The organism is Actinoplanes sp. NPDC023801, from assembly GCF_040639655.1.
Lineage (GTDB): Bacteria > Actinomycetota > Actinomycetes > Mycobacteriales > Micromonosporaceae > Actinoplanes.
In genome coordinates, this window is sequence record NZ_JBFAAI010000007.1 from 189288 (window position 1) to 212501 (window position 23214).

At 70.5% G+C, this 23214-nt stretch carries 24 protein-coding genes; 5 read left to right on the plus strand and 19 right to left on the minus strand.

Going from position 1 to position 23214, the window contains the following annotated elements:
• Window positions 1-36 precede the first annotated feature (36 nt).
• From AB0G04_RS16060 to AB0G04_RS16080, 5 genes are all read right to left on the minus strand, one after another.
• Window positions 37-537 (minus strand): hypothetical protein, encoded by a 501-nt coding sequence (locus AB0G04_RS16060; protein WP_360982617.1) that lies wholly within the window; start codon window positions 535-537, stop codon window positions 37-39.
• A gap of 66 nt (window positions 538-603) precedes the next feature.
• Window positions 604-2199 (minus strand): GGDEF domain-containing protein, encoded by a 1596-nt coding sequence (locus tag AB0G04_RS16065; RefSeq protein WP_360982619.1) that lies wholly within the window; start codon window positions 2197-2199, stop codon window positions 604-606.
• A gap of 60 nt (window positions 2200-2259) precedes the next feature.
• Window positions 2260-3990 (minus strand): DEAD/DEAH box helicase, encoded by a 1731-nt coding sequence (locus AB0G04_RS16070; RefSeq protein WP_360982621.1) that lies wholly within the window; start codon window positions 3988-3990, stop codon window positions 2260-2262.
• Between the two features lie 92 nt (window positions 3991-4082).
• Window positions 4083-4697 (minus strand): TRIC cation channel family protein, encoded by a 615-nt coding sequence (locus AB0G04_RS16075; RefSeq protein ID WP_360982623.1) that lies wholly within the window; start codon window positions 4695-4697, stop codon window positions 4083-4085.
• A gap of 7 nt (window positions 4698-4704) precedes the next feature.
• Entirely contained in the window at window positions 4705-4929 is a 225-nt protein-coding gene (locus AB0G04_RS16080; RefSeq protein ID WP_360982826.1) for a DUF3039 domain-containing protein, read from the minus strand.
• 191 nt (window positions 4930-5120) lie between these two features.
• On the opposite strand from AB0G04_RS16080, the gene AB0G04_RS16085 reads away from it, so the two are divergent.
• Window positions 5121-6071 (plus strand): pseudouridine-5'-phosphate glycosidase, encoded by a 951-nt coding sequence (locus AB0G04_RS16085; RefSeq protein WP_360982625.1) that lies wholly within the window; start codon window positions 5121-5123, stop codon window positions 6069-6071.
• A 10-nt stretch (window positions 6072-6081) separates the two neighbouring features.
• Entirely contained in the window at window positions 6082-6963 is an 882-nt protein-coding gene (locus AB0G04_RS16090) for a PfkB family carbohydrate kinase (protein ID WP_360982627.1), read from the plus strand.
• Here AB0G04_RS16090 and AB0G04_RS16095 read toward each other — a convergent pair.
• From AB0G04_RS16095 to AB0G04_RS16150, 12 genes are all read right to left on the minus strand, one after another.
• Window positions 6901-7329, minus strand: a complete 429-nt coding sequence (locus AB0G04_RS16095; RefSeq protein WP_360982629.1) for a DUF3099 domain-containing protein — start codon at window positions 7327-7329, stop codon at window positions 6901-6903. The genes AB0G04_RS16090 and AB0G04_RS16095 overlap by 63 nt on opposite strands.
• A 68-nt stretch (window positions 7330-7397) precedes the next feature.
• The gene (locus AB0G04_RS16100; protein ID WP_360982631.1) at window positions 7398-7976 is read right to left on the minus strand and encodes an HhH-GPD-type base excision DNA repair protein; all 579 of its coding nucleotides are present in this window, start codon (window positions 7974-7976) and stop codon (window positions 7398-7400) included.
• Window positions 7973-8422 (minus strand): GAF domain-containing protein, encoded by a 450-nt coding sequence (locus tag AB0G04_RS16105; RefSeq protein ID WP_360982633.1) that lies wholly within the window; start codon window positions 8420-8422, stop codon window positions 7973-7975. Before AB0G04_RS16105 ends, AB0G04_RS16100 begins: the two co-directional genes overlap by 4 nt.
• On the minus strand, window positions 8374-8532 hold the full coding sequence (locus tag AB0G04_RS16110; RefSeq protein ID WP_360982636.1) for a hypothetical protein: 159 nt from the start codon (window positions 8530-8532) through the stop codon (window positions 8374-8376). Before AB0G04_RS16110 ends, AB0G04_RS16105 begins: the two co-directional genes overlap by 49 nt.
• A complete protein-coding gene (locus AB0G04_RS16115; protein WP_360982638.1) occupies window positions 8529-8804 on the minus strand; it encodes a hypothetical protein in 276 nt (91 codons plus the stop codon). The genes AB0G04_RS16110 and AB0G04_RS16115 overlap by 4 nt, the downstream gene beginning before the upstream one ends.
• Window positions 8785-11142 carry a chemotaxis protein CheA gene (locus AB0G04_RS16120; protein WP_360982640.1) on the minus strand — a complete coding sequence of 786 codons (2358 nt, stop codon included), beginning with the start codon at window positions 11140-11142 and terminating at the stop codon, window positions 8785-8787. The genes AB0G04_RS16115 and AB0G04_RS16120 overlap by 20 nt, the downstream gene beginning before the upstream one ends.
• Window positions 11139-11552, minus strand: a complete 414-nt coding sequence (locus AB0G04_RS16125; RefSeq protein ID WP_360982642.1) for a response regulator — start codon at window positions 11550-11552, stop codon at window positions 11139-11141. Before AB0G04_RS16125 ends, AB0G04_RS16120 begins: the two co-directional genes overlap by 4 nt.
• Entirely contained in the window at window positions 11552-12421 is an 870-nt protein-coding gene (locus tag AB0G04_RS16130) for a protein-glutamate O-methyltransferase CheR (protein WP_360982644.1), read from the minus strand. Before AB0G04_RS16130 ends, AB0G04_RS16125 begins: the two co-directional genes overlap by 1 nt.
• A complete protein-coding gene (locus tag AB0G04_RS16135) occupies window positions 12421-13047 on the minus strand; it encodes a HEAT repeat domain-containing protein (protein WP_360982646.1) in 627 nt (208 codons plus the stop codon). The genes AB0G04_RS16130 and AB0G04_RS16135 overlap by 1 nt, the downstream gene beginning before the upstream one ends.
• Before the next feature lie 26 nt (window positions 13048-13073).
• The gene (cheB, locus tag AB0G04_RS16140; protein WP_360982648.1) at window positions 13074-14138 is read right to left on the minus strand and encodes a chemotaxis-specific protein-glutamate methyltransferase CheB; all 1065 of its coding nucleotides are present in this window, start codon (window positions 14136-14138) and stop codon (window positions 13074-13076) included.
• An 11-nt stretch (window positions 14139-14149) separates the two neighbouring features.
• A complete protein-coding gene (locus AB0G04_RS16145; protein WP_360982650.1) occupies window positions 14150-15709 on the minus strand; it encodes a chemotaxis protein CheW in 1560 nt (519 codons plus the stop codon).
• Window positions 15710-15730: 21 nt separating this feature from the next.
• The gene (locus AB0G04_RS16150; protein ID WP_360982652.1) at window positions 15731-17671 is read right to left on the minus strand and encodes a methyl-accepting chemotaxis protein; all 1941 of its coding nucleotides are present in this window, start codon (window positions 17669-17671) and stop codon (window positions 15731-15733) included.
• A 247-nt stretch (window positions 17672-17918) separates the two neighbouring features.
• On the opposite strand from AB0G04_RS16150, the gene AB0G04_RS16155 reads away from it, so the two are divergent.
• Window positions 17919-18140, plus strand: a complete 222-nt coding sequence (locus AB0G04_RS16155; protein ID WP_360982841.1) for a hypothetical protein — start codon at window positions 17919-17921, stop codon at window positions 18138-18140.
• A 37-nt stretch (window positions 18141-18177) separates the two neighbouring features.
• Window positions 18178-18597: a D-aminoacyl-tRNA deacylase gene (gene dtd / locus AB0G04_RS16160; protein ID WP_360982654.1), complete on the plus strand. Its 420-nt coding sequence runs from the start codon at window positions 18178-18180 to the stop codon at window positions 18595-18597.
• A 45-nt stretch (window positions 18598-18642) separates the two neighbouring features.
• Here the strand turns inward: dtd and AB0G04_RS16165 are convergent, their stop codons facing one another.
• Window positions 18643-19431 carry a sporulation protein gene (locus AB0G04_RS16165; RefSeq protein WP_360982656.1) on the minus strand — a complete coding sequence of 263 codons (789 nt, stop codon included), beginning with the start codon at window positions 19429-19431 and terminating at the stop codon, window positions 18643-18645.
• 270 nt (window positions 19432-19701) lie between these two features.
• Here AB0G04_RS16165 and sigB point away from each other — a divergent pair, with 270 nt between their 5' ends.
• Complete coding sequence (gene sigB / locus AB0G04_RS16170; protein ID WP_360982828.1) at window positions 19702-20655, plus strand: RNA polymerase sigma factor SigB; 954 nt, start codon at window positions 19702-19704, stop codon at window positions 20653-20655.
• Here the strand turns inward: sigB and AB0G04_RS16175 are convergent, their stop codons facing one another.
• Complete coding sequence (locus AB0G04_RS16175; RefSeq protein ID WP_360982658.1) at window positions 20656-23211, minus strand: GNAT family N-acetyltransferase; 2556 nt, start codon at window positions 23209-23211, stop codon at window positions 20656-20658. It abuts the gene before it with no gap.
• Window positions 23212-23214 lie beyond the last annotated feature (3 nt).

Genomic DNA, 23214 nt, shown 5'->3' on the forward strand with positions numbered 1-23214 from the left:
CCCGCTCGCCGTAGCCGCTCATCGGTTGCCGTCCGCTCACTCGTCGTCCTCGACGAGGGAGTCTTCCAGCTTCTTGCGGCGACGGGTCCGGATCGCCGAGGCGACCACACCCGCCACGCCGCCGAGGACTCCGCCGATGGCGGTGCTCTGCCAGATGGTCGAGGACGGGCCGGCGGCGTGGTACGCGGCACCGACGAAGAACAGCACCCACGGCGCGCTGCCGAACACGGCGAGCACGATCCGCTTGCGGCTCCAGGAGCGGGGATCGGTGTCGACCTGCCGGCGACGCAGGTAGAACGTGGTGAGCACCATCGGGACGGCGAGCACCGCCATCACCACGGCCAGCGGCAGCACGGCGGGCTCACCGAGCACCCAGACCAGGACGGTGGCCGCCCACGGAACGGCGGTCCACTGCACGGACGCGGCCACGGTGGTCGCCTCGTACCACCGCAGGCGGTCACGCTCGTCCGCGCCGTAGATGTCGCCGTCGAAGTCGAGATGCCACCGGACAATGCGATCGAGAACCGTCGTCGTCATGCCTCAATCATGATGTTAAGGAGACTTGACGTCAAGTCCCCTTAACGTCAAGTTCCTTTGACATCTTCAGGCGGCGAACACGGCCTGCTCGGGACGACTCACCAGGACACCGTCGCCCCCTCCGCGTTTCACCCGGTACATGACCTCGTCGGCGCGGCACAGCGCGGCCGGCAGGCCGGCCGCGGACGCCACCGCGATCCCGATGCTGACCGTGGCCGTGCAGTCCGGGATCTCCCGCACCGCCGCGACCATCCGCCGGGCGATCGCGGCCGCCTCATCCTCGTCACAACCCTCCAGAAGCGCCGCGAACTCGTCCCCGCCCAGTCGTGCGACCAGGTCATCGGGGCTGGTCTGCGCCTCCAGGACGTCCGCGATGGCCCGCAGCGCCGCGTCTCCGGCCGCATGACCCCGGGTGTCGTTGATCTCCTTGAACTTGTCCGTGTCGATGAGCAGCACGGCGATCCGGCGGCGGGCCGCATCCGGCGCCGCCCCGGCCTGCTCGACGGCCCGGTCGAAGGCGCGCCGGTTGGCGATACCGGTCAGCGCGTCCAGTTCGGCCGCCCGGGCCATCTGCTCGTGCTGCAGGCGCAGTGCCTCCAGGTCGTGCAGGCTGCGGGCGGCGTGCAGGGTGTTCAGCCGCTGCCGCCACAGCCCGGCGGCCAGTGTGTCGCCGTACGCCAGGGTCGACTCGGCGTCCCGCGAACCCAGCCTGGCCAGCAGCACCGCGCGGGTACGGTGGGTGCTCGCCGTGACCAGCCAGTCGGCGTCCGCCGGCAACTCCCGGACCGCGCACGCCATCACCTCGAGCGCCTCCTCGGAACGCCCCGAACGACTCAGAGCGACGGCGTAGAACGGCTTGCTGAGGGTCGTCGGCGTCGCCATGAAGCCGCGTGCCTCCAACTTGCCCAGGTACAGCTCGATGTCGGCGGCAGCGCCGGCCGGGTCGTTCCGGTCCGCGCGCGAGCAGGCGGCGTAGAGCAGCGCGTTCTCACGCCAGGCCGCCGCATCGGCGCCGTCGACCTCCTGAGCGGCCCGCAGGGCGTACCCCTCGGCCTGGGCGGTGTGTTCCTCGGCCTCGTCGACGTCCGAGATCTGGTAGAGCTCCAGGGCCCAGCACAGGTGCATCTCGGCGAGGTTGAGCAACCACATGGCCCGGTTGCCGTTCTGCTCGTCGTCGGCGCGGCTCATCTCGTAGGCCATCCGGAACTGCGGATCGGCCAGCTCGTACAGTCGTAGTTCCCAGTAACCGATCGCGACCGCCACCAGTGAGTTGACCGCGGCGATCGGCTCCCGTTCCTCGGCCGCCAGCGAATCGGCGGCCACCAGGTCGCGCAGCACCCGGTCCACGTCGTTCTGGGACGGATCCATCCGGCCGAGCCGCAGCCGCTGCCACGCACGGCCGGCCAGCGCACAGGCCCGCCACCCGGCGCTGCCCTCCCGCTCGGCCGCCGGCAGCATCAGGTCGGCGGCCTTGATCGCGCCCGCCGGATCGGCCTGGGCGATGAAAGTGACCATCCGGACGAAGTGCATGCAGGCCGGGCCGTCCGCGAGGTCGCCGGAGACCGAACGGAGGACCTCTTCGGCCCGGTCCCGGGCAGCGTCGGCCTCGCCGATCTGCGCCCGCTCGAGCAGGCGCGCCGCCTCTCGTGTGATCTCCCGCATCGGTCCCCTCCCCGGCGCCCTATCGGCGCCGGGGCGGCCGAGCGGAGGGAATCCGGAAGCTCAGAACGTCTGGATCGTAGCGATCCTTTCCTCGAGTTGCTCGATCGTCGCCTGTGCACTCGGCGGCCCGCCACAGATCCGGCGGAGTTCGGCGTGAATCTTGCCGTGCGGCAGGTTCGTCCGGTGATGGTGCGCCGCGACAAGGGTGTTCAGCTGACGGCGCAGGCTGTTGCGCCGCTCCCCCGCGCTCAGCGGCACGACGGGCTCCGGGCGGGCCGGTTCGTCTTCCTTCACCTGCTCCGACTGCCGGCGTTTCTGGGCCGCCATCTGCTCCGACTGGCGCTTGTTCAGCAGGGTGGTCACCTGGTCCGGGGTGAGGAGCCCGGGCAGGCCCAGATAGTCCGCCTCCTCGGCGGTGCCGCTCAGCGCCCCCGTGCCGAACGACGTGCCCTCGTAGATGACCTGGTCCAGCTCGGCCGTGGCGGACAGCGCCTCGAACATCTTGTCCAGCTCGCCGATCGCGTCCTCGCTCTTCTGCGCCCGCTCCAGCAGCTCGTCGTCGAGGCCGTCCTTCTCCTTCGGCGCGCCGAGCACGTGGTTGCGCTGCGCCTCCATCTCGCTGGCCAGCCCGAGCAGGTGCGGGACGCTGGGCAGGAAGACGGTCGCGGTCTCGCCCGGCACCCGGGACCGCACGAAGCGTCCGATCGCCTGCGCGAAGTAGAGCGGGGTGGAGGCGCTGGTCGCGTACACGCCGACGGCCAGGCGCGGGATGTCGACACCCTCGGACACCATCCGGACCGCCACCATCCAGCGCTTCTCCGAGGCGGCGAACTCGGCGATCCGGCCCGAGGCCCCCTCGTCGTCGGAGAGGACCACGGTGGCGGGCTCACCGGTCAGTTCGTGCAGGAGTTTCGCGTACGCCCGGGCGGACTGCTGGTCGCTCGCGATGACCAGGCCGCCCGCGTCCGGCATGCCGTGGTCGCGGATCTTCGAGAGGCGGGCGTCGGCGGCCCGCATCACCTGCGGCATCCAGTCGCCCCGGTGGTCCAGGGCGGTCCGCCAGGCCTGCGCGATCAGATCCTTGGTCATCGGCTCGCCGAGCCGGGCGGCCAGTTCGTCGCCGGCGTTGGTGCGCCACCGGGTCTCGCCCGAGTACGCCATGAACAGCACCGGCCGCACGACCCGGTCCTTGAGGGCGTCGGCGTAGCCGTACACCGAATCGGCCTTCGAACGCTGGATGCCGTCCTGGCCGCGCTCGTAGGTCACGAACGGGATCGGGTTCTCGTCGGACCGGAACGGCGTCCCGGTGAGCAGCAGGCGCCGCTCGGCGGGTTCGAACGCGTCCTTGACGCCGTCACCCCAGGTCCGTGAGTCACCGGCGTGGTGGATCTCGTCGAGGATGACGAACGTGCGGCGGGCCAGGGTGCGGCGCTTGTGCACGGCCGGGGCCATGCCGACCTGCGCATAGGTGAGGACGGCGCCGTGGAAGTCACGCGACGAGTGCACGTCCGAGTTGCGGAACTTCGGGTCGAGCTGGATGCCGACCCGGGCCGCGGCGAGCGACCACTGCGTCTTCAGGTGCTCGGTCGGGCAGACGACCGTGACCGCTTCGCAGGTGCCGTCGGCGAGCAGCTCGGCGGCGATCCGCAGAGCGAACGTGGTCTTTCCGGCGCCGGGCGTGGCCACGGCCATGAAGTCCTCGGAACGGCGACGGAGGTACGTCACCATCGCTTTGCGCTGCCAGTCCCGCAGCGGCGGAAAGCTGTCCAGGTTCGGCACAGGCGGGCTCAAGCTGCGATGATCCCTTCTCCATGGAAAAACCTCCGCGATGAAGGGGCGCGGAGGCGGGGTCCAGCATAGCGGCGCAACGTTGCCGGACGCGCTTACGGCACCGCCACCGGCGCTGACCAGCGGCGGACCAGCGCGATGATCCGCAATCCGGTGATGACCGTCGCAGCGGCCACCAGGGGGCCCACACCGGTCTGCCCGAGCCGGTGCAGGACGGCCACCAGCACGGCGCCGCCGAGGGCGACCACCGCGTAGATCTCTTTCTGCAGCACCACCGGGATCTCGCCGGTGAGCAGGTCGCGGGCCAGTCCTCCACCGATCGCTGTGAGCATCCCCACGAGGCAGGCGCCGACCGCCGGGACGCCCGCTTCGAGCGCCTTCAAAGTGCCGGTCACGGTGAACAGGCCGAGGCCGGCGGCGTCGAGCACGAGCACGGTCCGCCGCACCCGGTGCAGCGCCGGGTGTAGCCAGAATGCCGCGACCGAGGCGGCCACCGCGGCCAGGGCATACCGCCAGTCGGCGAAGGCCAGTGGCGGGACGGCACCGATCACGAGTTCACGCAGGATGCCACCACCGAGTGCGGCCACGAAGCCGACGAAGGCGACACCGAACAGGTCGAGTCGTTTCGCAACGCCGGCCGAGGCACCCGAGGCGGCGAACACCGCCACACCGATCAGATCCGCGACGAGCAGCGGATATCCGCCCGTCACGTCCCGATCAGGCCTTCATGGCTTCGTAGATCTCCTTGCACTGCGGGCACACCGGGGATCCAGGCTTCGGCGTCTTCGTCACCGGGAAGGTCTCGCCGCAGAGAGCGATCACGTGGGTGCCCATGACGGCACTCTCGGCGATCTTCTCCTTACGCACGTAGTGGAACATCTCGGGACCGGTGTCGGCGTCTTGGGTCTCCGGACGCTCCAGAATCTGGGTGCTCACAGCTATCTGCCCTTCTGAAAAATGCCAAGCTCCAGCCGTCAAGTCTGACACCTCACGCCTGTCCGGTCCAACGACAACGCAGTCGTGGAGAGCCGTAGCGTTAGCGAGTCGGGAACGACTGCACCGAGCGGCACCCCGGCGCGCCTGATCAGTGGCGCCGCAGGCGAGGGCCGGTAAGGGCACGACAGGGAGACTCAGTGACTGACTTCGCAATTCGATACGGCGAGCACGTGCTCCGCGCCCGCCGGGACGGCCGGCCGGTGGTGGCCCTGGAGAGCACGATCATCTCGCACGGGCTGCCGCACCCGGACAACATCCGGGTGGCCGGTGAGATCGAACAGGCCGTCCGGGACAACGGGGCGGTCCCGGCCACGATCGGCATGATCGACGGCGAGGTGATCGTCGGCCTGGAGGACGCCCAGGTCGAGCGGCTGGCGTCGGCGGAGGCGGTGGCCAAGCTCTCGATCCGGGACCTGGCGATCGCCGCGGCCCGGCGCGCTGACGGAGCCACCACGGTCGCCGCCACCAGCGCGATCGCCGCGGCCGCGGGCATCGGTGTGTTCGCCACCGGCGGGCTGGGCGGCGTGCACCGGGAGGCGAACGTCACATATGACGAGTCGGCCGACCTGACCGCGCTGGCCCGTACCCCCATCGTGGTGGTCTGCGCCGGGGTGAAGTCGATCCTCGACGTCGGCGCCACCCTGGAGCGCCTGGAGACCCTCGGCGTCTCGGTGGCCGGTTACCGCACCCGCCGGTTCCCCGGTTTCTTCATCACCGACGGCGGTTTCGACCTGGACTGGCAGCTGGACTCGCCGGAGCAGGTCGCCGACTTCATCCGGGCCCGCACCGACCAGGGCGTCGCGGAGAGCGCGCTGGTGCTGGCCAATCCGCTGCCGACCGACGAGCAGCTGGACCCGGCGCTGCACGACCGGACCCTGGCCACCGGACTGAACCTGCTCGCCGAGCAGAACATCACCGGCAAGGCGGTCACCCCGTTCCTGCTCGGCCACTTCCACTCCAGCACCGAGGGCCGGAGCCTGGCGGTCAACATCCGGATCATCCTGCGCAACGCCGCCCTGGCCGCCAGGATCGCGGCGGCCGTGAGCGACGGATCGGCGGCACCGGTCGGCTTCGCCGTTCCGGCATGAGGACGAGCGCATGATCTACGTCGTCGGCGACCTGGTCACCGACGTCCTGGTCGAGCACTCCGGAGAGATCCGGATCGGCTCGGACACGGACGCGGCGATCCGGGTCGCCGGTGGCGGCCAGGCCGCGAACACCGCCGCCTGGCTGGCCTCCACCGGGCACGCGGTGACCCTGGTGGCGGCGGTCGGCGACGACCGGGCGGGCCAGGACCGGGTGGCCGAACTGGAAGCCGCCGGGGTCCGCTGCGCGGTCCGGGTCCTTCCGGGCGTGGCCACCGGCAGCGTGGTGGTGCTCATCGGTGCGGGCGAACGCACCATGATCACCGACCGGGGCGCGTCCCTGCTCCTCGATCCCGGCCACGTCACGGCAGCGATCACCACGGCACCGGCCGGGAGCCACCTGCACCTCTCCGGCTATCCCCTGCTGCACGCCGGGTCCCGTCCGGCGGGCCTGGCGGCCCTCGCGGCCGCTTCGGCGAAAGAACTCACGGTGAGCGTCGACGCGGCGTCGACGGGCCCGTTGCGCGACGCCGGCGCCGAGGTCTTCCTGGATTGGGTACGAGGAACCGACGTGCTCCTGTGCAACGCGGACGAGGCAGGCGTGCTGGCCGGTCCGGGTAGCGCGGCCGACCAGGCGGTCCGGCTGACCGCGCACGTGCGTCACGCAGTGGTCAAGCAGGGCGCGGCCGGTGCGGTGTGGGCCGGCCGGGACGGGGTGGTCCGCTCGGTGGCGGCGCGTGCCGTACCGCTGAAGGATCCCACCGGCGCCGGTGACGCCTTCGCCGCGGGCCTGCTCACCGCATGGTGTTCCGGCGCCGGGCCGCAGGCCGCGCTAGACGCCGGAAGCGCGCTGGGCGCCGCGGCCGTCTCCCGGATCGGTGCCCGCCCGGCCTAGTTCCGGCTCGCCGACGATCTCGGCGTCGATGGTGATGTAGTCCGGCTCCGGACGCGGCGGCTCGAGGGACCGGCGCACGTCCTCCCGCGCGGCCGCGTCGGCGGCCCGTTCCTCCTTGGTCTTGGGCGGGCGGTCGTTGGCGATCAGCACCGCCATCCACGGCAGCAGCACCATGCCGAGCGCGCAGAGGGCCAGCCAGAGGGGCAGCAGTGGCACCTGCGCGCTGATCAAGATGCCGCCGAGGATGAGGCATGCGGCACGCACGCTCATCATCGAGACATAGCGAATTTGGCGGCTGCGAAGTTGATCGTCCTGGCTGCGTGCGGCGTCGGTGATCAACACCGTACGCTCCGGGTGCTTCTTCACGCGAGGGTCTCCGATCGACCTCGCCATCCTCCCACCGGCAGGGCCCTCATGCCCACCGAGGCGGGGACTCAGGCCTCTTTTGCCGCCTTCGCCTCGGCCTTGACCTGCTTCTTGTACGCCCGGACCTTCCCCAGCGACTCGGCGTCGACGATGTCGGCCACCGACCGGTAGGAGCCCTCCTCGCCGTAACCGCCGGCCGCCTCGCGCCAGCCGTCCGGCCGTACGTCGTACAACTTGCCGAGCAGCGCCACGAAGATCTGCGCCTTCTGCCGGCCGAACCCGGGCAGCGCGAAGATCCGCCGGTAGAGCTCAGCGCCGTCCGCGACCCCGCGCCAGAGCCCGGCCGCGTCACCGTCGTACTCGTCGGCGATCACCCGGCAGACCTCCTGCACCCGGGCCGCCATCGCCTTCGGGAAGCGGTGCAGGGCGGGCGGCTCGGAGAAGATCGCGACCAGCGCCTCCGGGTCGAACTCGGCGAGCTCGACGGCGGTGGGTTCGTGGCCGAGCCGCTGCGCCAGCACCCACGGCGAGGTGAACGCTTTCTCCAGGGTGATCTGCTGGTCGAGCACGATGCCGAGGGTCACGGCGAGCGGGTCCCGGTTGAGCAGGTCGTTGGCTTCGGCGGGCACCGGCAGCGAGAACGTCACGGCTTCATGATGTCAGGCTCGGCGCCGGCCTCGATGCGGCGGATCGCCTCGTCCGCCAGATCCTGCAGGACCGCCACCTGGCCGGGACCGAAGTCACGGGGCCGCACGTCGAGACCGCACAGCCCGCCGACCACATGACCGTCGCCGGTGATCAGCGGGGCCGCGATGTAGGACCGGATGCCCTCGACCGTGACCAGCGGATTGTCCCGGTGATCCGGCTCGGTGGTGAAGTCGTTGACGAACCAGCCGGCGCGGGACCTCAGCATCGGCATGCAGAACGCCCACTCGATCGGGGTGCCGCCCGCGTCCCCGATCCACTTCGGGACCGGGCCATGGCCGGCGAGGAAGACCTGAGCGCCGTCGAGCAGGACGCTGATGACGGCGAACGGGGTCTCCATCAGGTCCGAGACGGTCTCCACGATCTCGGTGAGGTACGGCCGTTCCACGCCTCCTTGCCGTGGCCGGCGGTCTCCACGGCGTAACCCGCCTTGGTCAGGATGGCCTTCAGGCTCATCAGCATGGTGGCGGAGTCGTCGACGAGCATCACAGTGGTCATGGAGGATCGCTTCCCTGCTTGTTGGCTGGGCCACTGCTCCCCGTGAGCAGCGGCAGCACCTGCGCCGCCAGGAAGGCGTCGTTCGGTGCTGAAGAAATCTTCGGACGGAAAAGCAGCAGCGCCTGGAGTGCGCCGGTGTGCAGATGGTTGCAACGGCGCAGGGAGACCTTCGGACGTTTCGCGGTGCGCAGCCAGCCGGCCAGCTGCTCCACCTCGTCGACGGTCACCACGCCGACCAGGTTCGCGGTCTCGTCATGCAACTCGAGCGGCAAGGCCGAGCACCTCCTTCATGTTGAGCACCAGCAGGACCAGGCCGTCGCCGAGCAGCGCCGTCCCGGAGAACTCGTCGGCGTAGGCGAGCAGGCCCTCCATCGGCTTCAGGATCACGTCGACCTCCCGATGGAACTGCTCGACCAGCAGGCCGATCCGCTGGCTGTTCACGTTCACCACCAGGATCCGCCGGTCCTCGCCGGGGGCCGGGGACCACGGCATGTCGAGAGTCCGGGCGAGATCGACCACCGGCACCACCTCGCCGCGCATCATCACCACGTCCTGGTGCAGCACCCGGCCCATCTCACCGGCCGGCACCCGCACCGTCTCGACCAACAGGTCGACCGGGATGCCGAACCGCTGCCCGGCCACGCTGACCACCATCACCTGGGTGACGGCCATGGACAGCGGCAGCCGGAGCCGGGTGAAGGTGCCCTGTCCCAGCTTGGACCGCATGGTGACGGATCCGCCGAGCTTCTCGACGCTGGCCCGGACCGCGTCCATGCCGACTCCCCGGCCGGAGAGATCCGAGACCTGGTCCGCGGTGGAGAATCCGGCCCGGAACACCAGGTTCACCGCATCGGTCTCGCTCAGCGTCTCCAACTCCGCCTCGGAGATCAGGCCCTTCTCGTACGCCTTGCGTTTGACCCGCTCCGGGTCGACCCCCCGGCCGTCGTCGGACACCTCCACGATCACCGCGTCACCGTCGGCGACCGCCGCGAGGGTCAGTCTGGCGGCCGGCGGCTTGCCGGCCGCGATCCGTTCCTCGGACGGTTCGATGCCGTGGTCGAGGCTGTTGCGTACCAGGTGCACCAGCGGGTCGCCGAGCGCCTCGATGACATCCTTGTCGGCCATCGTGTCCTCGCCCTCGGTGACCAGCTCGATGGTCTTGCCGAGGCGCCGGCTGAGGTCGCGGACCAGGCGCGGGAATCGGCCGAACGCCACCGACAGCGGCAGCATCCGGACGTCCATGACGGCTGCCTGCAGTTCCTCGGCGATCCGGTGCATGCCGGCGTACTGGTCCTTGATCCGGCGGCTGAGCACCCGGCTGCCGAACTCCTCCTCGGCGGCGTCGGCCAGGAAGGTGAGCCCGTTCTTGGCCACGTTCAACTCGCCGACCAGTTCCATGAGCCGGTCCACCTTCTCCTGGTCGACCTTGAGCACCCGGGTGCCGACCTGACCACCGGGGTCGTCGGCCCGCCCGGCCGGCTCCTTCTCCTCGTGCGGCACGGCCGGCTGGGGAAGTGCCGGCACCGCGACCGGGGCGACCGGCGCCGGGGCCGCCTCGCCGGCGAGCCGGCCGATCGTCACGATCAGCTCGTCCGGGGTGGACTCGGTCAGGTCCACGGGCACACCGAGCACCTGCGCCGCCGCGGCGACCGCATGGCGTACCGACCGCAGCCGGGTCCCTTCGACCACCGCGCCCTCGATGGTGAGGGCGCGGTGCGCGGCGTGCAGGACCGCACGGGCGTCGGCCGCCACCTCCGAGTCGATCACCGGGGTCAGTGCGACGGTGACCGCTTCCTCGGCCTTGAGCGGCGGCTCACCGCTCAGATGCCGGGTGATCGCGTCCGAGTCCAGCTCGACGATCTCGATCTGGTCCGGGACGTAACGGAACAGGTACTCCAGCTCGCCCATCGCGGCCCGGGTGACCACGACGAAGGAGAGCAGGCACGTGTACTCGTCGTACTGCTCCGGGTCGGGCCAGGTCTCCGGCGCAACGACCCCCAGCCGTTCCAGGGCGGGCACCTGCCGGACCAGATGCAGCGGGTCCTCGGCCCGGAAGAAGCAGTCGCTGTCCGGGGCGTACCGGACGAAGCGCATCGTGGACGAGGTGGTGGCCAGCCAGGCCGCCGTCTCGGTCAGCCATTCGGCGTCCAGCCAGGCCAGCCAGTCCGGCGCCGCGTCGATCACGGGTGCCGGTACGCCCGCGGCCCGGGCGGCCGGCGCCTGCTCGCCGCCGAGCGGTGCGCGCAGCCGCGTGATCAGGCCGGCGGCGTCGTTGCCGGCGCTCCCGGGGAGCCGTTCGTGCACCGTGACGTGTGCCAGCCAGCCGCGGATCAGGTCGAAGGCGGCCAGCAGGTCGTCGGTCATGCCCGAGTCGAGGGCGAGCCGGCCGGCGCGTACCGCGTCCAGAAGGTCCTCGGCGGCGTGGGTGAGCCGGGTCAGCTCGGGGAAGTCGAACAGGCCGGACGAGCCCTTGAACGTGTGCGCGGCCCGGAACACCTCGTTGACCAGCTCCGGGTCGCCCGGCACCCGCTCCAGCTGGAGCAGCCCTTCGTCGACCTGGGCCAGCAGGTCGTTCGCCTCGGCGAGGAACTGGGCGAGCAGCGGATTCATGCCGCCACCTCCGCCGTCAGCATCGTGGCCACGCGTACCAGCCGATCGCCGTTCACCGGTTTGACGAGGTACAGGTTCGCCCCGGCCAGATAGGCCCGGTCGGCGTCGCCGGGCCGGTCCTCGGTACTGATCATGACGACCGGCGAGGCGGTGCCGACGTTCTCCGAGCGGAGCGCCTCGACGCAGGCGTAACCGTTCATCCTCGGCATGTTGACGTCCACCACGAACAGGTCGAACTCGGTACCGAGCGCGGCCTCCACGGCCTCCAGGCCGTTCGCCGCCTCGCTCACCTGGAAGCCGGCGCCGGTGAGCAGGCTGGAGTGGTACAGCCGCACGGTCGCGGCGTCGTCGACGACGAGCACCCGGGCTCTGGTCCCGGTGTCCGAGCTGGTCGCGGTATCCGAGGTCATCACTTGGCTCCGGTCGGTCGCTGGTAGACGAGGCCCTCCGGCAGGCGGGTCGGCGTGAAGATCGGCGAGATGCGGCTCATCGACCCGGAATGGCCGAGGAACAGGTAGCCGCCGGGGCGCAGGGCGCCGTACAGGTTCTCCGCGGCCCGGCGGCTGGACAGCTCGTCGAAGTAGATGAGCACGTTGCGGCAGAAGATCACGTCGAAGTCGCGGAACGACCGCATGGCGGCGGTGTCGCAGATGTTGACCCGGTGCAGGGTCACCGCGCTGCGGATGCCCTCGTCGACCTGGTAGCGCCCGCCCCCGACTACGACGAAGTACTTGTTCATCCAGGCCTTGGGCACCCGCTGCACGGATCGCTCGCCGTAACTGGCGTGCGCGGCCTTGGCCAGCACGTCGCTGTCGATGTCGGCACCGTGGATCTCCACGTCCACGTGGTCGATCTCGTCCCACTCCTCCAGGAGACGGAGGGCGATCGAGTACGGCTCCTCACCGGTCGAGCACGGCAGCGAGAGGATCTTCAACGGCCCGGCGATCCGGCCCCGCCCGCCACGGGCCTTCAGTACCTCCGGCAGCACCGTGCTGAGCATCGCGTCGAACTGGTAGTCCTCACGCAGGAAGTAGGTCTCGTTGACGGTCAGCTGGTTGATCAGCTCCTGGAGCATCTCTCCGTGGTCGGACATCCGGAGCGCGGCGAACCAGGCCGCGAACGTGTCGTACCTGGAGCTACGGATACAGGCGTCGATCCGCTTGTCCACGAAGTACCGCTTCGCCGACGTGAAATGGATGCCGGTGCGTTTGTAGAAGTACTCGCAGAACCGTTCGAAGTCCGCGTCGGAGAGTCCGATGGCGGCGGGCGGGCTCACCATCACGGCGTCCCGGTCAGCCGGGGGAGCGCCGATTTCACGGTGAAGCGCAGGAACGGGTCGTCCGGGAACCGCTCCACGGCGTCGGTCAGCAGCGGGATGTCGTCGGCGGTGGCCGAGGGCAGGAGGGCGTCGATCGCTCCGGTCACCACGTTCGGATGGGGGTCCTCGCAGATCATCCGCACCAGCCAGGCGTGCGCCTCCGGATGCTGCAGGTCGGCAAGCACCATCGCGGTCATCACGCGGACGTCGTGGTCGGGGGCGGCCAGCAGGCCGGGCAGCACAGCGGGGACCGAACTGGGCATGGTGGCGAGGGCCGCGGCCACCGCCGTACGCAGCCCCGCCTCGTCGCTCGCGAGGTGGACCGCGAGACTCCCGGCGACCTCCTCGGTGTCGTGCGCCGCGAGCGTGGTCAGGATCGACTCGAGAACCCGCGGGTCGTCCTCGGTCCCTACCCGGGCCAGCAGGTCGTGCACCGCCTCCGGTACGTTCGCCAGACCCAGCGCCGCCTCCCGCCGGCAGTCCGCGTCCGGATCGTCCAGCTGGCTCAGCAGAGTCTCGGGCGATGTCCTGTCCGGCAGTACCTCCTCCGGCGGGTCCTGCGGGGCCTTCTTGCGGACGAGTCCCATCGTGCCCAACCTTTCCTCGACGAGGGTCAGCGGACCCAGTCGGCCAGCTTCTCGGCGATCTCGTGGGCGGGGAGCACGAGCGTGGCCCCGCCGCGCCGGGTCAGTTCACCCGGCATGCCCCAGACCACCGCGGTCTCCTCGGACTCGGCGATGGTCCGGCCACCGCCCTCCTTCACCGCTGCCATCTCCGTGGCGCCGTCGTCGCCCATTCCCGTGAGCAGGACACACACCAGCCGCTGCGGGTCCGCGTACCGGCGGGCCGAGGCGACCAGCCGGTCCACGCTCGGATGCCAGCGGTACTCAGCGGCGGCCGGCACGCTCTTGACGATCAGTCCCTCGGAGCGCCGGGCCACCACCACGTCGGCGTTGCCCCGGCCGATGTAGACATTGCCGCGCTGCAGGTTCATGATCCGGTCGACCTCGTGCACCCGCAGCGCACAGCACTCGTTCAGTCGCCGGGCCAGCGCCGCGGTGAACGACGCCGGAATGTGCTGAGCCACCACCACCGGTGCACCGAACGTGGCCGGCAGCCGGGAGAACAGGTCGGACAGCAGCGCCGGCCCGCCGGTGGACGAGCCGACCAGGACCAGGTCCACCGCGCCGACCGCGCCGATGTCCCGGGCCGGCGGGGTGGTGGCGGCACGCCGCGACTGTGCCCGGATCCGGGCCGTCAGACCACCGGCGCGCTTGAGCCGGGCCGCCGCGGCGCCACGGACCTTGGCGACCAGATCCTCCGCCACCTCGTCGATGTTGAGCGACACCGTGCCGCCGGGCTTCGGCACGTAGTCCACCGCCCCGAGTTCCAGCGCCTCCAGGGTGACCAGGGCGTTGTGATCGGTCAGCGAGGAGACCATCACCACCGGCGTGGGGTGCTCCTCCATGATCTTCGCGAGGCAGGTGAGCCCGTCCATCTCGGGCATGTTGATGTCGAGAGTGATGACGTCCGGCCGCATCCGGCCCAGTTGCTCGAGCGCGTCCACACCGTTGCGGGCGGTGTGCACCTCGAAATCACCGGCCTCGACGAGGATGCCCTTCAGCGCCCGGCGCATCAGCGCCGAGTCGTCGACCACCAGAACCGACGTGGGGGGCACCGGAACTCCGATCAGACAGCGGCGAGGGCCTCGTCGACGACGGCCTCGCAGAGCTCAGCCGCCTTGTCGGCCTGATCGCCGGCAAGCAACTGATCCACTTGGACGAGAAGGAGCATCCGCTGCTGCTCCGGCAGATTCGCCACCCGGGACACCACCCGGGCCTGTTCGGCCGACAGCTCGGGCGCCGGCTCCAGCACGTTGCGGCCCACCCTGGCCACCTCGGCCACCGAGTCCACGACGAACCCGGTGCGGATCCCTCCGATGATCAGGACCACGATCCGCTGCCGCTCGTCCCGTTCGGTACGGATCAGACCGAGCCGGGTCCGCAGATCCACCACCGGCAGCACCGTCCCGCGCAGGTTGACCAGGCCCTCGACGAAGTCGAACGACTTCGGGACCCGGATCAGCGCCTCCGGCACCCGGATGATCTCCTGCACCGCATCGACGTCGACGGCGTACTCCTCGTCGTCGAGACGGAACACCACGAAGAGTTCCTCGTCGCCGCGCCCGTCGTCGGCCGCGCTCGCTGAGTCAGCGCCCATGTCCTGTTCATCCTCTCGCCGATAGTCGGCGATCTCATCGCGTACCTCCGGTGAGTCGAACATCCGGCTCACGCTGAGGACCGACACCAGCCGCTTGCCGTCCTCGAGCCGGCACACCGACTCCACCTCGGTGTTGCGGCCGTCACCGGCGACCACCGTCGGCAACGGGGCGACCAGGTGGTGCGGCACCCGCAGCACCTCCCGGACGGTGTCCATCACCATGCCGACCACGCCGCCGTCTATCGAGACCACGACGATCCGGTTCTGGGGTTCCAATGGGGTCACCGGCAGTCCGAACACCCGGCGCATGCTCACCACCGGCAGCAGCCGCCCGCGCAGGTCGATGACGCCGAGCACCCGGCTGCCCGCGTTCGGCACGTGACTCACCGACTCGGGCGCCTGCACGATCTCCTGCACCTGGTCGATGGGTAGGGCGTACTCCTGGCCCTCCACGGCGAAGCTGACCAGCTCAAGGGTGTCGTCGAGCTCGGCGTCGGCGTCGATGTCGGACGGCACCCGGACCGCCTGCGCGGTCTCCCGTCCGCCGCGCTTCTCGAAGAGCCGGGCGAACTGGCTGCCGATCAGCCGGTCGACGTCGAGCACGGTGGTCATGTCACCGTCCCCGGACTTGATGACCCCCACCAGCACGTCGGACCGGACGGTCGCCTGCACGGCGTCGGCCGGTTCGACCTGCTGCGGGTCGATACTGATCACACTGGACACCCGGTCGACGACGAAGCCGAGCGGCACTCCCCCGTCCACCACGATCACCCTGGTGGTCTCGTCGTGCCCGATCTGGTCCATCGCACAGCACCGCCGCAGGCTGACCACCGGCAGAACTCGCCCGCGCAGGTTGGCCAGCCCTTCCAGCGACGGCGGGCCGAGCGGCACCTTGACCACGGCCGGCATCCGGATGATCTCCTGCACACGGCGCATCGGGAAGGCGTACCGCTCCCCCGCCATGTCGAACGTGACGAAGTCGCTGTTCTCGTCGAATTCCTCGTCGGCGAGATCTGTGCCGGCATCCATGGACCGCTCTCCTCCCGCCGGTCAGGCGGCGTTCTGCAGCTCGTCGGCGAGCGCGGCGGTCTCCTCGACCGCGGCCGCGAGCTGTTCGACGCCCTGAGCCTGCTCCCGGGCCGCTGTGGAGGCCTGGCCGGCCAGTTGCTCGGCCTGGTTCGCGGACGCGGCGATCTGCTCCAGTCCGGTCTTCACCTCGTTCAGCACGCTCGCGATCTGCTGGGCGCCCTCCCGGACCTCCTGGCTGCCGCTGCGCACCTGCTGCATGTCGCGTTCGATCTCCTCGAGCCGGGCGGTCGTGGCCTTGGCCGACTCCGCCTCGGCCAGCGACATCCGGCTGGTCTCCTCCAGGTCGCCCCGCACCTCGACGATGCGGTCCTGCACCGCCTTGACCAGGTCCTTGATCCGGTCGGCGTTGTCGGCCGAGTCCCGGGCCAGGTTCCGGATGTCGGTCGACACCACGGCGAAGCCCTTGCCGAACTCACCGGCTCGCGCCGATTCCACGGAGCCGTTGACCGCGAGCATGTTGGTCTGGACGGAGACGTTGGCGATGGCATCGACGATCTTGTCGATACGGCGGGAGATCTGTTCCAGCTCGGCGACCTTGCGGACGTTCTCGATGCCGTTCTTCGCCGCGTTCTCGATGGCCTCGATCATGGAGTTGACGGATTCCTTGTTCGTCGTCAGCAGATCCAGGATCACGTCGGACCGCTCGACCGCCGAGCCGCCGCGCTCCAGCGAGAGCTGGGCGCCCTGCTCGATCTGATTGACCAGCTCCGCCGTCTGCTGACCCTTCTCGGCCGCGGTCCGGGCACCCGCGTTGATCTGGTTGATCGCGACGTTGATCTGGGTGGCCGCGCGGTTGATCTCCTCCACCGAGGCGGACAGCTCCTCGGCCGCGGCGGCGACCTCCTCGGCGCTCTTGGCGATGTCGGTGCTGTTGCGCAGCGTCTCGGAGACCTCGGCGAGTTCCTCCGCCGCCTGCTCGCTCTGCCGCAGCGCCTGACTCTGCTGGCTGACCGTCTGCAGGGACTCCTCGCAGGCCGCCGACTGCTCCTCGGCCGCGGCGGCGATCTCCTCGGAGCGGGCCTTCGCCGCCCCGGCGGACCGCAGCGCCTGCTGCGCCGCGCTTGCCATCTCGGTCGCCCCGACCATGATCGTGCCCATGTCGGCACGGATGGTCTCCAGCTGCGAGTTGATGGTCCGGCCCTTCTCCGACTCGGATCGGGCCGCCTCGGCGGAGGTCTGCACGGCCGCGGCGATCTCGGTCACCGAACTGCGGACCTCGTCGATGAGATCCCGGATCTGCCGGGCACTGCGCTCGCTGGTCTCCGCCAGCGTGCGCACCTCGTCGGCGACCACGGCGAAACCCTTGCCGTGCTGCCTGGCCCGGGCCGCCTCGATCGCGGCGTTCAGCGCGAGCAGGTTGGTCTGGTCGGCGATGTGCGCGACCGTCTTGACGATCTCGCCGATCTCGTCGGCCTGCTTCTCCAGCTCGGTGATCGTCACGACCGAGTCGGTCTGCCGGGTGGAGGCACTGTCGACATTGGTGAGCAGGGTGTTGATGCCGTTGCGGGTCTCGTTGAGCAACGCCTGCAGGGTCTGGCTCAGCTCGGCCACCTGACGGGTGGTGGTCTCCTGCTGGCCGGCCCGCTGCTCCACCTGATTCATCGCGGCGAGGCTCTGCTGAGTGGCGCCCGAGGCCTCCTCGGCGCCCGCCGCGATCTGCTGCATCGACTCGGTGAGCTGCCGGGACGCCTCCGCCGCCTGGGCGTTCTGCGCGGAGATCTCCGCGGTGGCCGCCGCGATCCGTTCGGCGGCCTGCTGCTGCTTCGCCACCGACCGCGCCTGGCGTCTGGTGGCGTCCCCGTCGCCGCCGCGAACCGGCCGGGCCGGCGCCGCGGTGACGGGTGGCCGGGCCGATCGGGATGTGTCGGTGCTGCGCCCACTGGTGGTACTGGTGAGGGGCATGGGTGGTCTCCCATCTGGGTCCGGTTGTCCGGCACACGCGGGGTCAGGTCGCCACGATCAGGACAGGTCGCGTCAGCCACCATCGGGCCATAAAACTGACAACCCTCTCCAATCAGGCAAATCCTGGCATCGCCCGAACCACGTCGCGGAGATATTCACCGAGTTCACGGGCGGTGCGAGACGTTTACACCGGCCCGGCACGGGCAAACCGGGACGGTCATTCCGTACGAACTTGCGAAGGTGGACGATGAGCGACCCCCGCACCGAAGGCGAACTGTCGAGCACGATTCCCGCCGGGACCGACCCGGAGGAGCTCCGCAACGGCGGGCCGGCCGGCGAGGGCATCCTCACCACCACCGGCGGCACCGCGGGTCCGGCCAGCTTCCCGGACCGGGCACGCACCGGCCCCGGCGTGGCCAACACCACCACGGGCGACGCCGGCACCGGCGCCATGAACGTCGAGGAGTAACCGCCGGCCCTCCGCCGGCCTCTATTACGGTGCACGCATGCGTGCACTGGTACAGACCGTCAGCCGGGCGAGTGTGACCGTCGGCGAGGCGGTCGTCGGTGAGATCATGGACGGCCTGCTGGTGCTGGTCGGCGTGACCCACGACGACACCCCCGCGAAGGCCGCCGAACTGGCCCGCAAGACGTGGGAGCTACGGGTCCTGGACGACCGGTCGGCCGCCGACCTGGCCGCGCCCCTGCTCGTGATCAGCCAGTTCACCCTGTACGGCGACGCACGCAAGGGCCGCCGGCCTAGCTGGAGCGCCGCCGCGCCGGCCGAGACCGCCGAACCTCTCATCGAGGAGTACGTGAAAGCACTGCGCGCCCGGGGAGCGACCGTCGAGACCGGCCGCTTCCGGGCGCACATGCTGGTGGAGTCGGTGAACGTCGGACCGTGCACGGTCCTGCTGGAACTCTGAGAACCCGGCGAAACGGGCCCCGGCCGGTTCCGGAAGAAGCCTGCTCTAGAAGAACAGGCCCCGGCGTGAGGCCGACTGGCGCAGCCACTGGTCCAGCCGGGAGACCCAATCGGTCTGGTCGGCGGTCGCGTAGTCGACGTCGAAGCTGCCGAACGCGTCGCGGCCCTCGGTGAACACTCCGCCACGCTTGTCGAGCTCCAGCACCACCTGCAGTTTCTGCGGCGTCGGCAGGAACGTCAGCTCCAGCTGGTTGATGCCGCTCGCGTACTGCGGGGGCGGGTAGAACTCGATCTCCTGGTAGAACGGCAGGTGCTGCTCGACACCGTAGATCCGGCCCTGCTCGACATCCGCCTTGCTGAAGCGGAAGCCGATCTGGAGCAGAGCGTTCAGGATCCGCTCCTGGGCCGGCAGCGGGTGCACGGCGATGGCGTCCAGATCGGACTTGTCGACCGCGCGGGCCACCTCCAACTCGGTCGCCAGACCCATCGTCATGCCGTGCAGCCGCTGGCCGTACAGATCCGTGATGGGTGTCTGCCAGGGAACCTCGAAGCGGAACGGGACGTCGTGGCGCACGCCCTTCTCCAGCTTGAACGAGCCGGTCAGACGTTGCCGGTGAAACTCCTGGTTCGACTGGTACTCACTGTCGCCGCTCTCCACCTCGACCCTGGTGGTCAGGGCGATCGCGACATACTCGATGTCGACCGCGTGATCGCCGCCGACCACCTGGACCTGCCCCTCGAGGTAACCGCCGGGGTAGGTGTTCGGGTTTGTCAGCACCGTGTCCACCGACGGGCCACCGACGCCGAGCGCTTGCATCATTCGCTTGAAGACCACGCTGATTTCCTCCTAGGGCCAAGCACATTATCTAGTTCCGGCAAATCCTGAAGGTGGTTCGAACGTCCGGGTTGTCGGCTTGACGACGGCAGGGTTCTCCCTGATTCATGCCACCTGGACGCTGGCCTCACCTCCGCTTAACGCGCCACGGACGAAGCTATGCCTCACCGGCACGGAGCGGCTGGTACGCACGAGACGTTACTCGGGGGAGGGGACTGAAAAGTGGTCCTGAAGATGAAGGCGTCGGAGTCCAAGACGGTTGAGGACAGCATGACCGACGATGTCGAGGCGCTGACCGACCTGGACGCCACGGATGAGCGCGGCGTCTCCGCCGATCTGGTCCGTGCGTACCTGAACGGAATCGGGCGCACCCGCCTGCTCACCGCCGTCGAGGAGGTGACACTTTCCAAGCGCATCGAGGCGGGTCTGTACGCCGAGGAGAAGCTGCCGTCGGCCCCGGCCGACCTGGCGCCTCTGCTGCGCGTCATCGCCGCGGAGGGCAAGTCCGCGAAGAACCACCTGCTTGAGGCGAACCTGCGCCTCGTGGTCAGCATCGCGAAGCGCTACACCGGTCGCGGGATGGCGTTCCTGGACCTGATCCAGGAGGGCAACCTCGGCCTGATCCGCGCGGTCGAGAAGTTCGACTACACCAAGGGCTACAAGTTCTCCACGTACGCCACCTGGTGGATCCGGCAGGCCATCACCCGCGCCATGGCCGACCAGGCCCGCACCATCCGCATCCCGGTGCACATGGTCGAGCAGGTCAACCGCATGGTGCGTGCCCGCCGCGACCTGGCGGCCCAGCTGGGCCGCGAGCCGAGCATCGCCGAGATCGCCAAGGCGATGGACGTGCCCGAGTTCCAGGTGATCGAGCTGATCTCGTACGACCGGGAGCCGGTCAGCCTGGACCAGGCTGTCGGCGAGGACGGCGAGAGTGCCCTCGGTGACTTCGTCGCCGCCGTCGACCCCAACGTGCCCGGCGAGGGCCACAGCCAGGGCGAGCTGCGCGGTCAGGTCGAGATCGTGCTCTCCACCCTCTCCGAGCGGGAGTCCGCGGTGATCCGGCTGCGCTTCGGCCTGGACGACGGCCGTCAGCGCACCCTCGACGAGGTAGGCCGCGAGTTCGGCCTCAGCCGGGAGCGGATCCGCCAGATCGAGAAGGTCACCATGCTGAAGCTGCGTGACCCGGAGCGGGCCTCCCGCCTCGAGGCGTACGCCGTCTGATCACACGCTTCGCAACCTCCGGGGGCCGGTGTCCGGCCGGGCCCCCGGGTCGCCGAACTCGATCGCGGCGTGCAGCACCGACCAGCCGTCGGGGCGCGCCAGCACCGGGTTCAGCGTCAGTGACCGGACCCGCGGCTGCTCGTCGGCCAGCCGGCCCACCCGGAGCAGGAGATCGATCAGGGCGGCCCGGTTCACCGGGGTGGACCCGCGGTAACCGTGCAGCAGCGGAGCCGCACGCGGCTCGTCGACCAGCGCCTCGGCGGCCCGGTCGGTGAGCGGCGCGGCCCGCCAGGCCAGATCGCCGAGCAGCTCGCTTGCCACGCCACCGAGACCGAAACCGATCACCGGGCCGAATGCCGGGTCCTCGACCATCTCGATCGTGCAGGCGACGCCCGGCGGCACCATGCTCTGCACCAGCACGTCCGGCCCGAACGCGCCGGCCAGTTCGGCGTACGCGGTGCGTACGCCCGGCTCGTCGGAGACCGCGAGGCGCACCGCGCCGAGGTCGATCCGATGCCGCAAGGCCCCGCCCGCCGCTTTGAGCGCGACCGGGAAGCCCAGCTCGGCCGCCGCCGTGACGGCCGCCTCGACATCGCCGGCCAGGATCGACGGCACCACCGGGACGCCGTAGGCGGCGAGCAGGCCGGTCGGCGACTCGGCGGCGACCGCAGCCTCGGCCGCGACCGGGTCCACACCGGACAGAACCGGCATCACGCCCGGCGGACGTCGCAGCCAGTCGGCGTAACCGACCACCCTGGACAGTGCCCGGACCGCCTCCTCGACCGACGGATAGGCGGGCACCCGCGGCGGCACCTGGCCGAAGACCATTGTCGCGACGGTCGGTTTCTCACCGGCCAGGGCCACACTCGCGAGCGCAGCCGTGAAGTCCGCGTCCTCGTCGGCGTGCCGGCCCGGCATCGGTGGCGCGAAGACCACCACCAGCGCGTCCACCGCGTCGTCGACCGCCGCGTCAGCCAGCGCGTCGGCGAGATCGTGCGCCCCGGCCTCCGGACCGGTGTCCCGCGGATAGCCGTCGGCCACCACCAGCCCGGCCGAGCGGCAGGCCACCACGGCCAGCTCGGCCAGCGCCGACGAGTTGCCAACCACGGCGACCCGGCGACCGGCCGGCAACGGCTGATGGGCGAGGAGCATGCCGACGTCGAAGAGCTCCTGGACGGTGTCCACCCGGATCACGCCGGACCGGGCGAACAGGGCGGTCACCGCGTGCGCGTCGGGGCTCGGCGCGTCGCCGGACAGACCCGGCGGGCGGGTCGCCGACGCCACCGCCACCACCGGCTTGACCCGGCTGATCCGGCGGGCCAGCCGGGCGAACTTGCGCGGGTTGCCGAACGTCTCCAGGTAGAGCAGCACCACGTCGGTGCCGGGGTCGTCCTGCCAGTACTGCAGCAGGTCGTTGCCGGAGACATCGGCACGGTTGCCGGCCGACACGAAGCTGGACAGGCCCAGACCGCGCCGGTCGGCCTCGGCCAGCAGGGCGACACCGAGCGCGCCGCTCTGGCTGAAGAAGCCGACCCGACCGGCTTTCGGCAGGCGTGGCGACAGGGTCGCGTTGAGGCGTACCGCCGGGTCGGTGTTGGCGATACCGAAACTGCCCGGGCCCACCACGCGCAACCCGGCCGCCCGGGCGGTCTCCACCAGGGCACGCTGCCGCGCGGCCCCCTCGGCGCCGGTCTCGGCGAAGCCCGCCGAGACCACCACCATCCCACCGGCTCCGGCACGTGCGGCGTCCGCCCCGGCCTCCGCCACCCGGTCGGCAGGCACGGCGATCAGGGCCAGGTCGATCGGGACACCGGCATCGATCGCGTTCCGGTACGCCGGAAGCCCGGCCACCCGTTCCGCGGTGGGATGCACGGGCACCACGTCACCGGTGTAGCCGCTGTCGCGCAGGTTGCCGAGGATGTGCGCGCCGATGCCGTGGCCGGTGGCACTGGCACCGTAGATCGCGATGCCGCGCGGGGCCAGCAGGCGGGCGATCGACCGCGCCTCGGTCAGGTGCTCACGGGACTCCTGCACCTCGCGGGACTTCTCGGTGGGCTCGATCGGGAAGCTCAGATGCACCACACCGTCGGCGTAGCGGCGCTGCACCTGGTAGCCGGTGTCGCCGAAGACCCGCAGCATGCCGTTGTTCTCCGGCAGCACCTCGGCGACGAACCGGGTGATGCCGTTCTCCCGCGCCGCGTCGGCGAGATGTTCCAGCAGCACCGACCCGATGCCCCGGCCCTGGTGCGCGTCCTCCACCACGAACGCGACCTCGGCCTCCGGCGAGTCCGGGCCGAGCCGTTCGTACCGGCCGACCGAGGTGATCCGGCCGTCGGCCACGGTCACGAACGCCTCGCGGTCACGATGGTCGACGTTGACGAAACGCTGCAGGTCGCGCTCCGGAATCCGCGGATAGGGCGAGAAGTAGCGAAGGTAGCGGGTGCGGTCACTCATCCGGGAGTGGAAGTCCACGATGGCCGGTGCGTCGTCCGGCCGGATCCGGCGCAGGTGCACGGCCGTGCCGTCGGAGAGGAGGACGTCCGCGCTGCGCTCCATCGT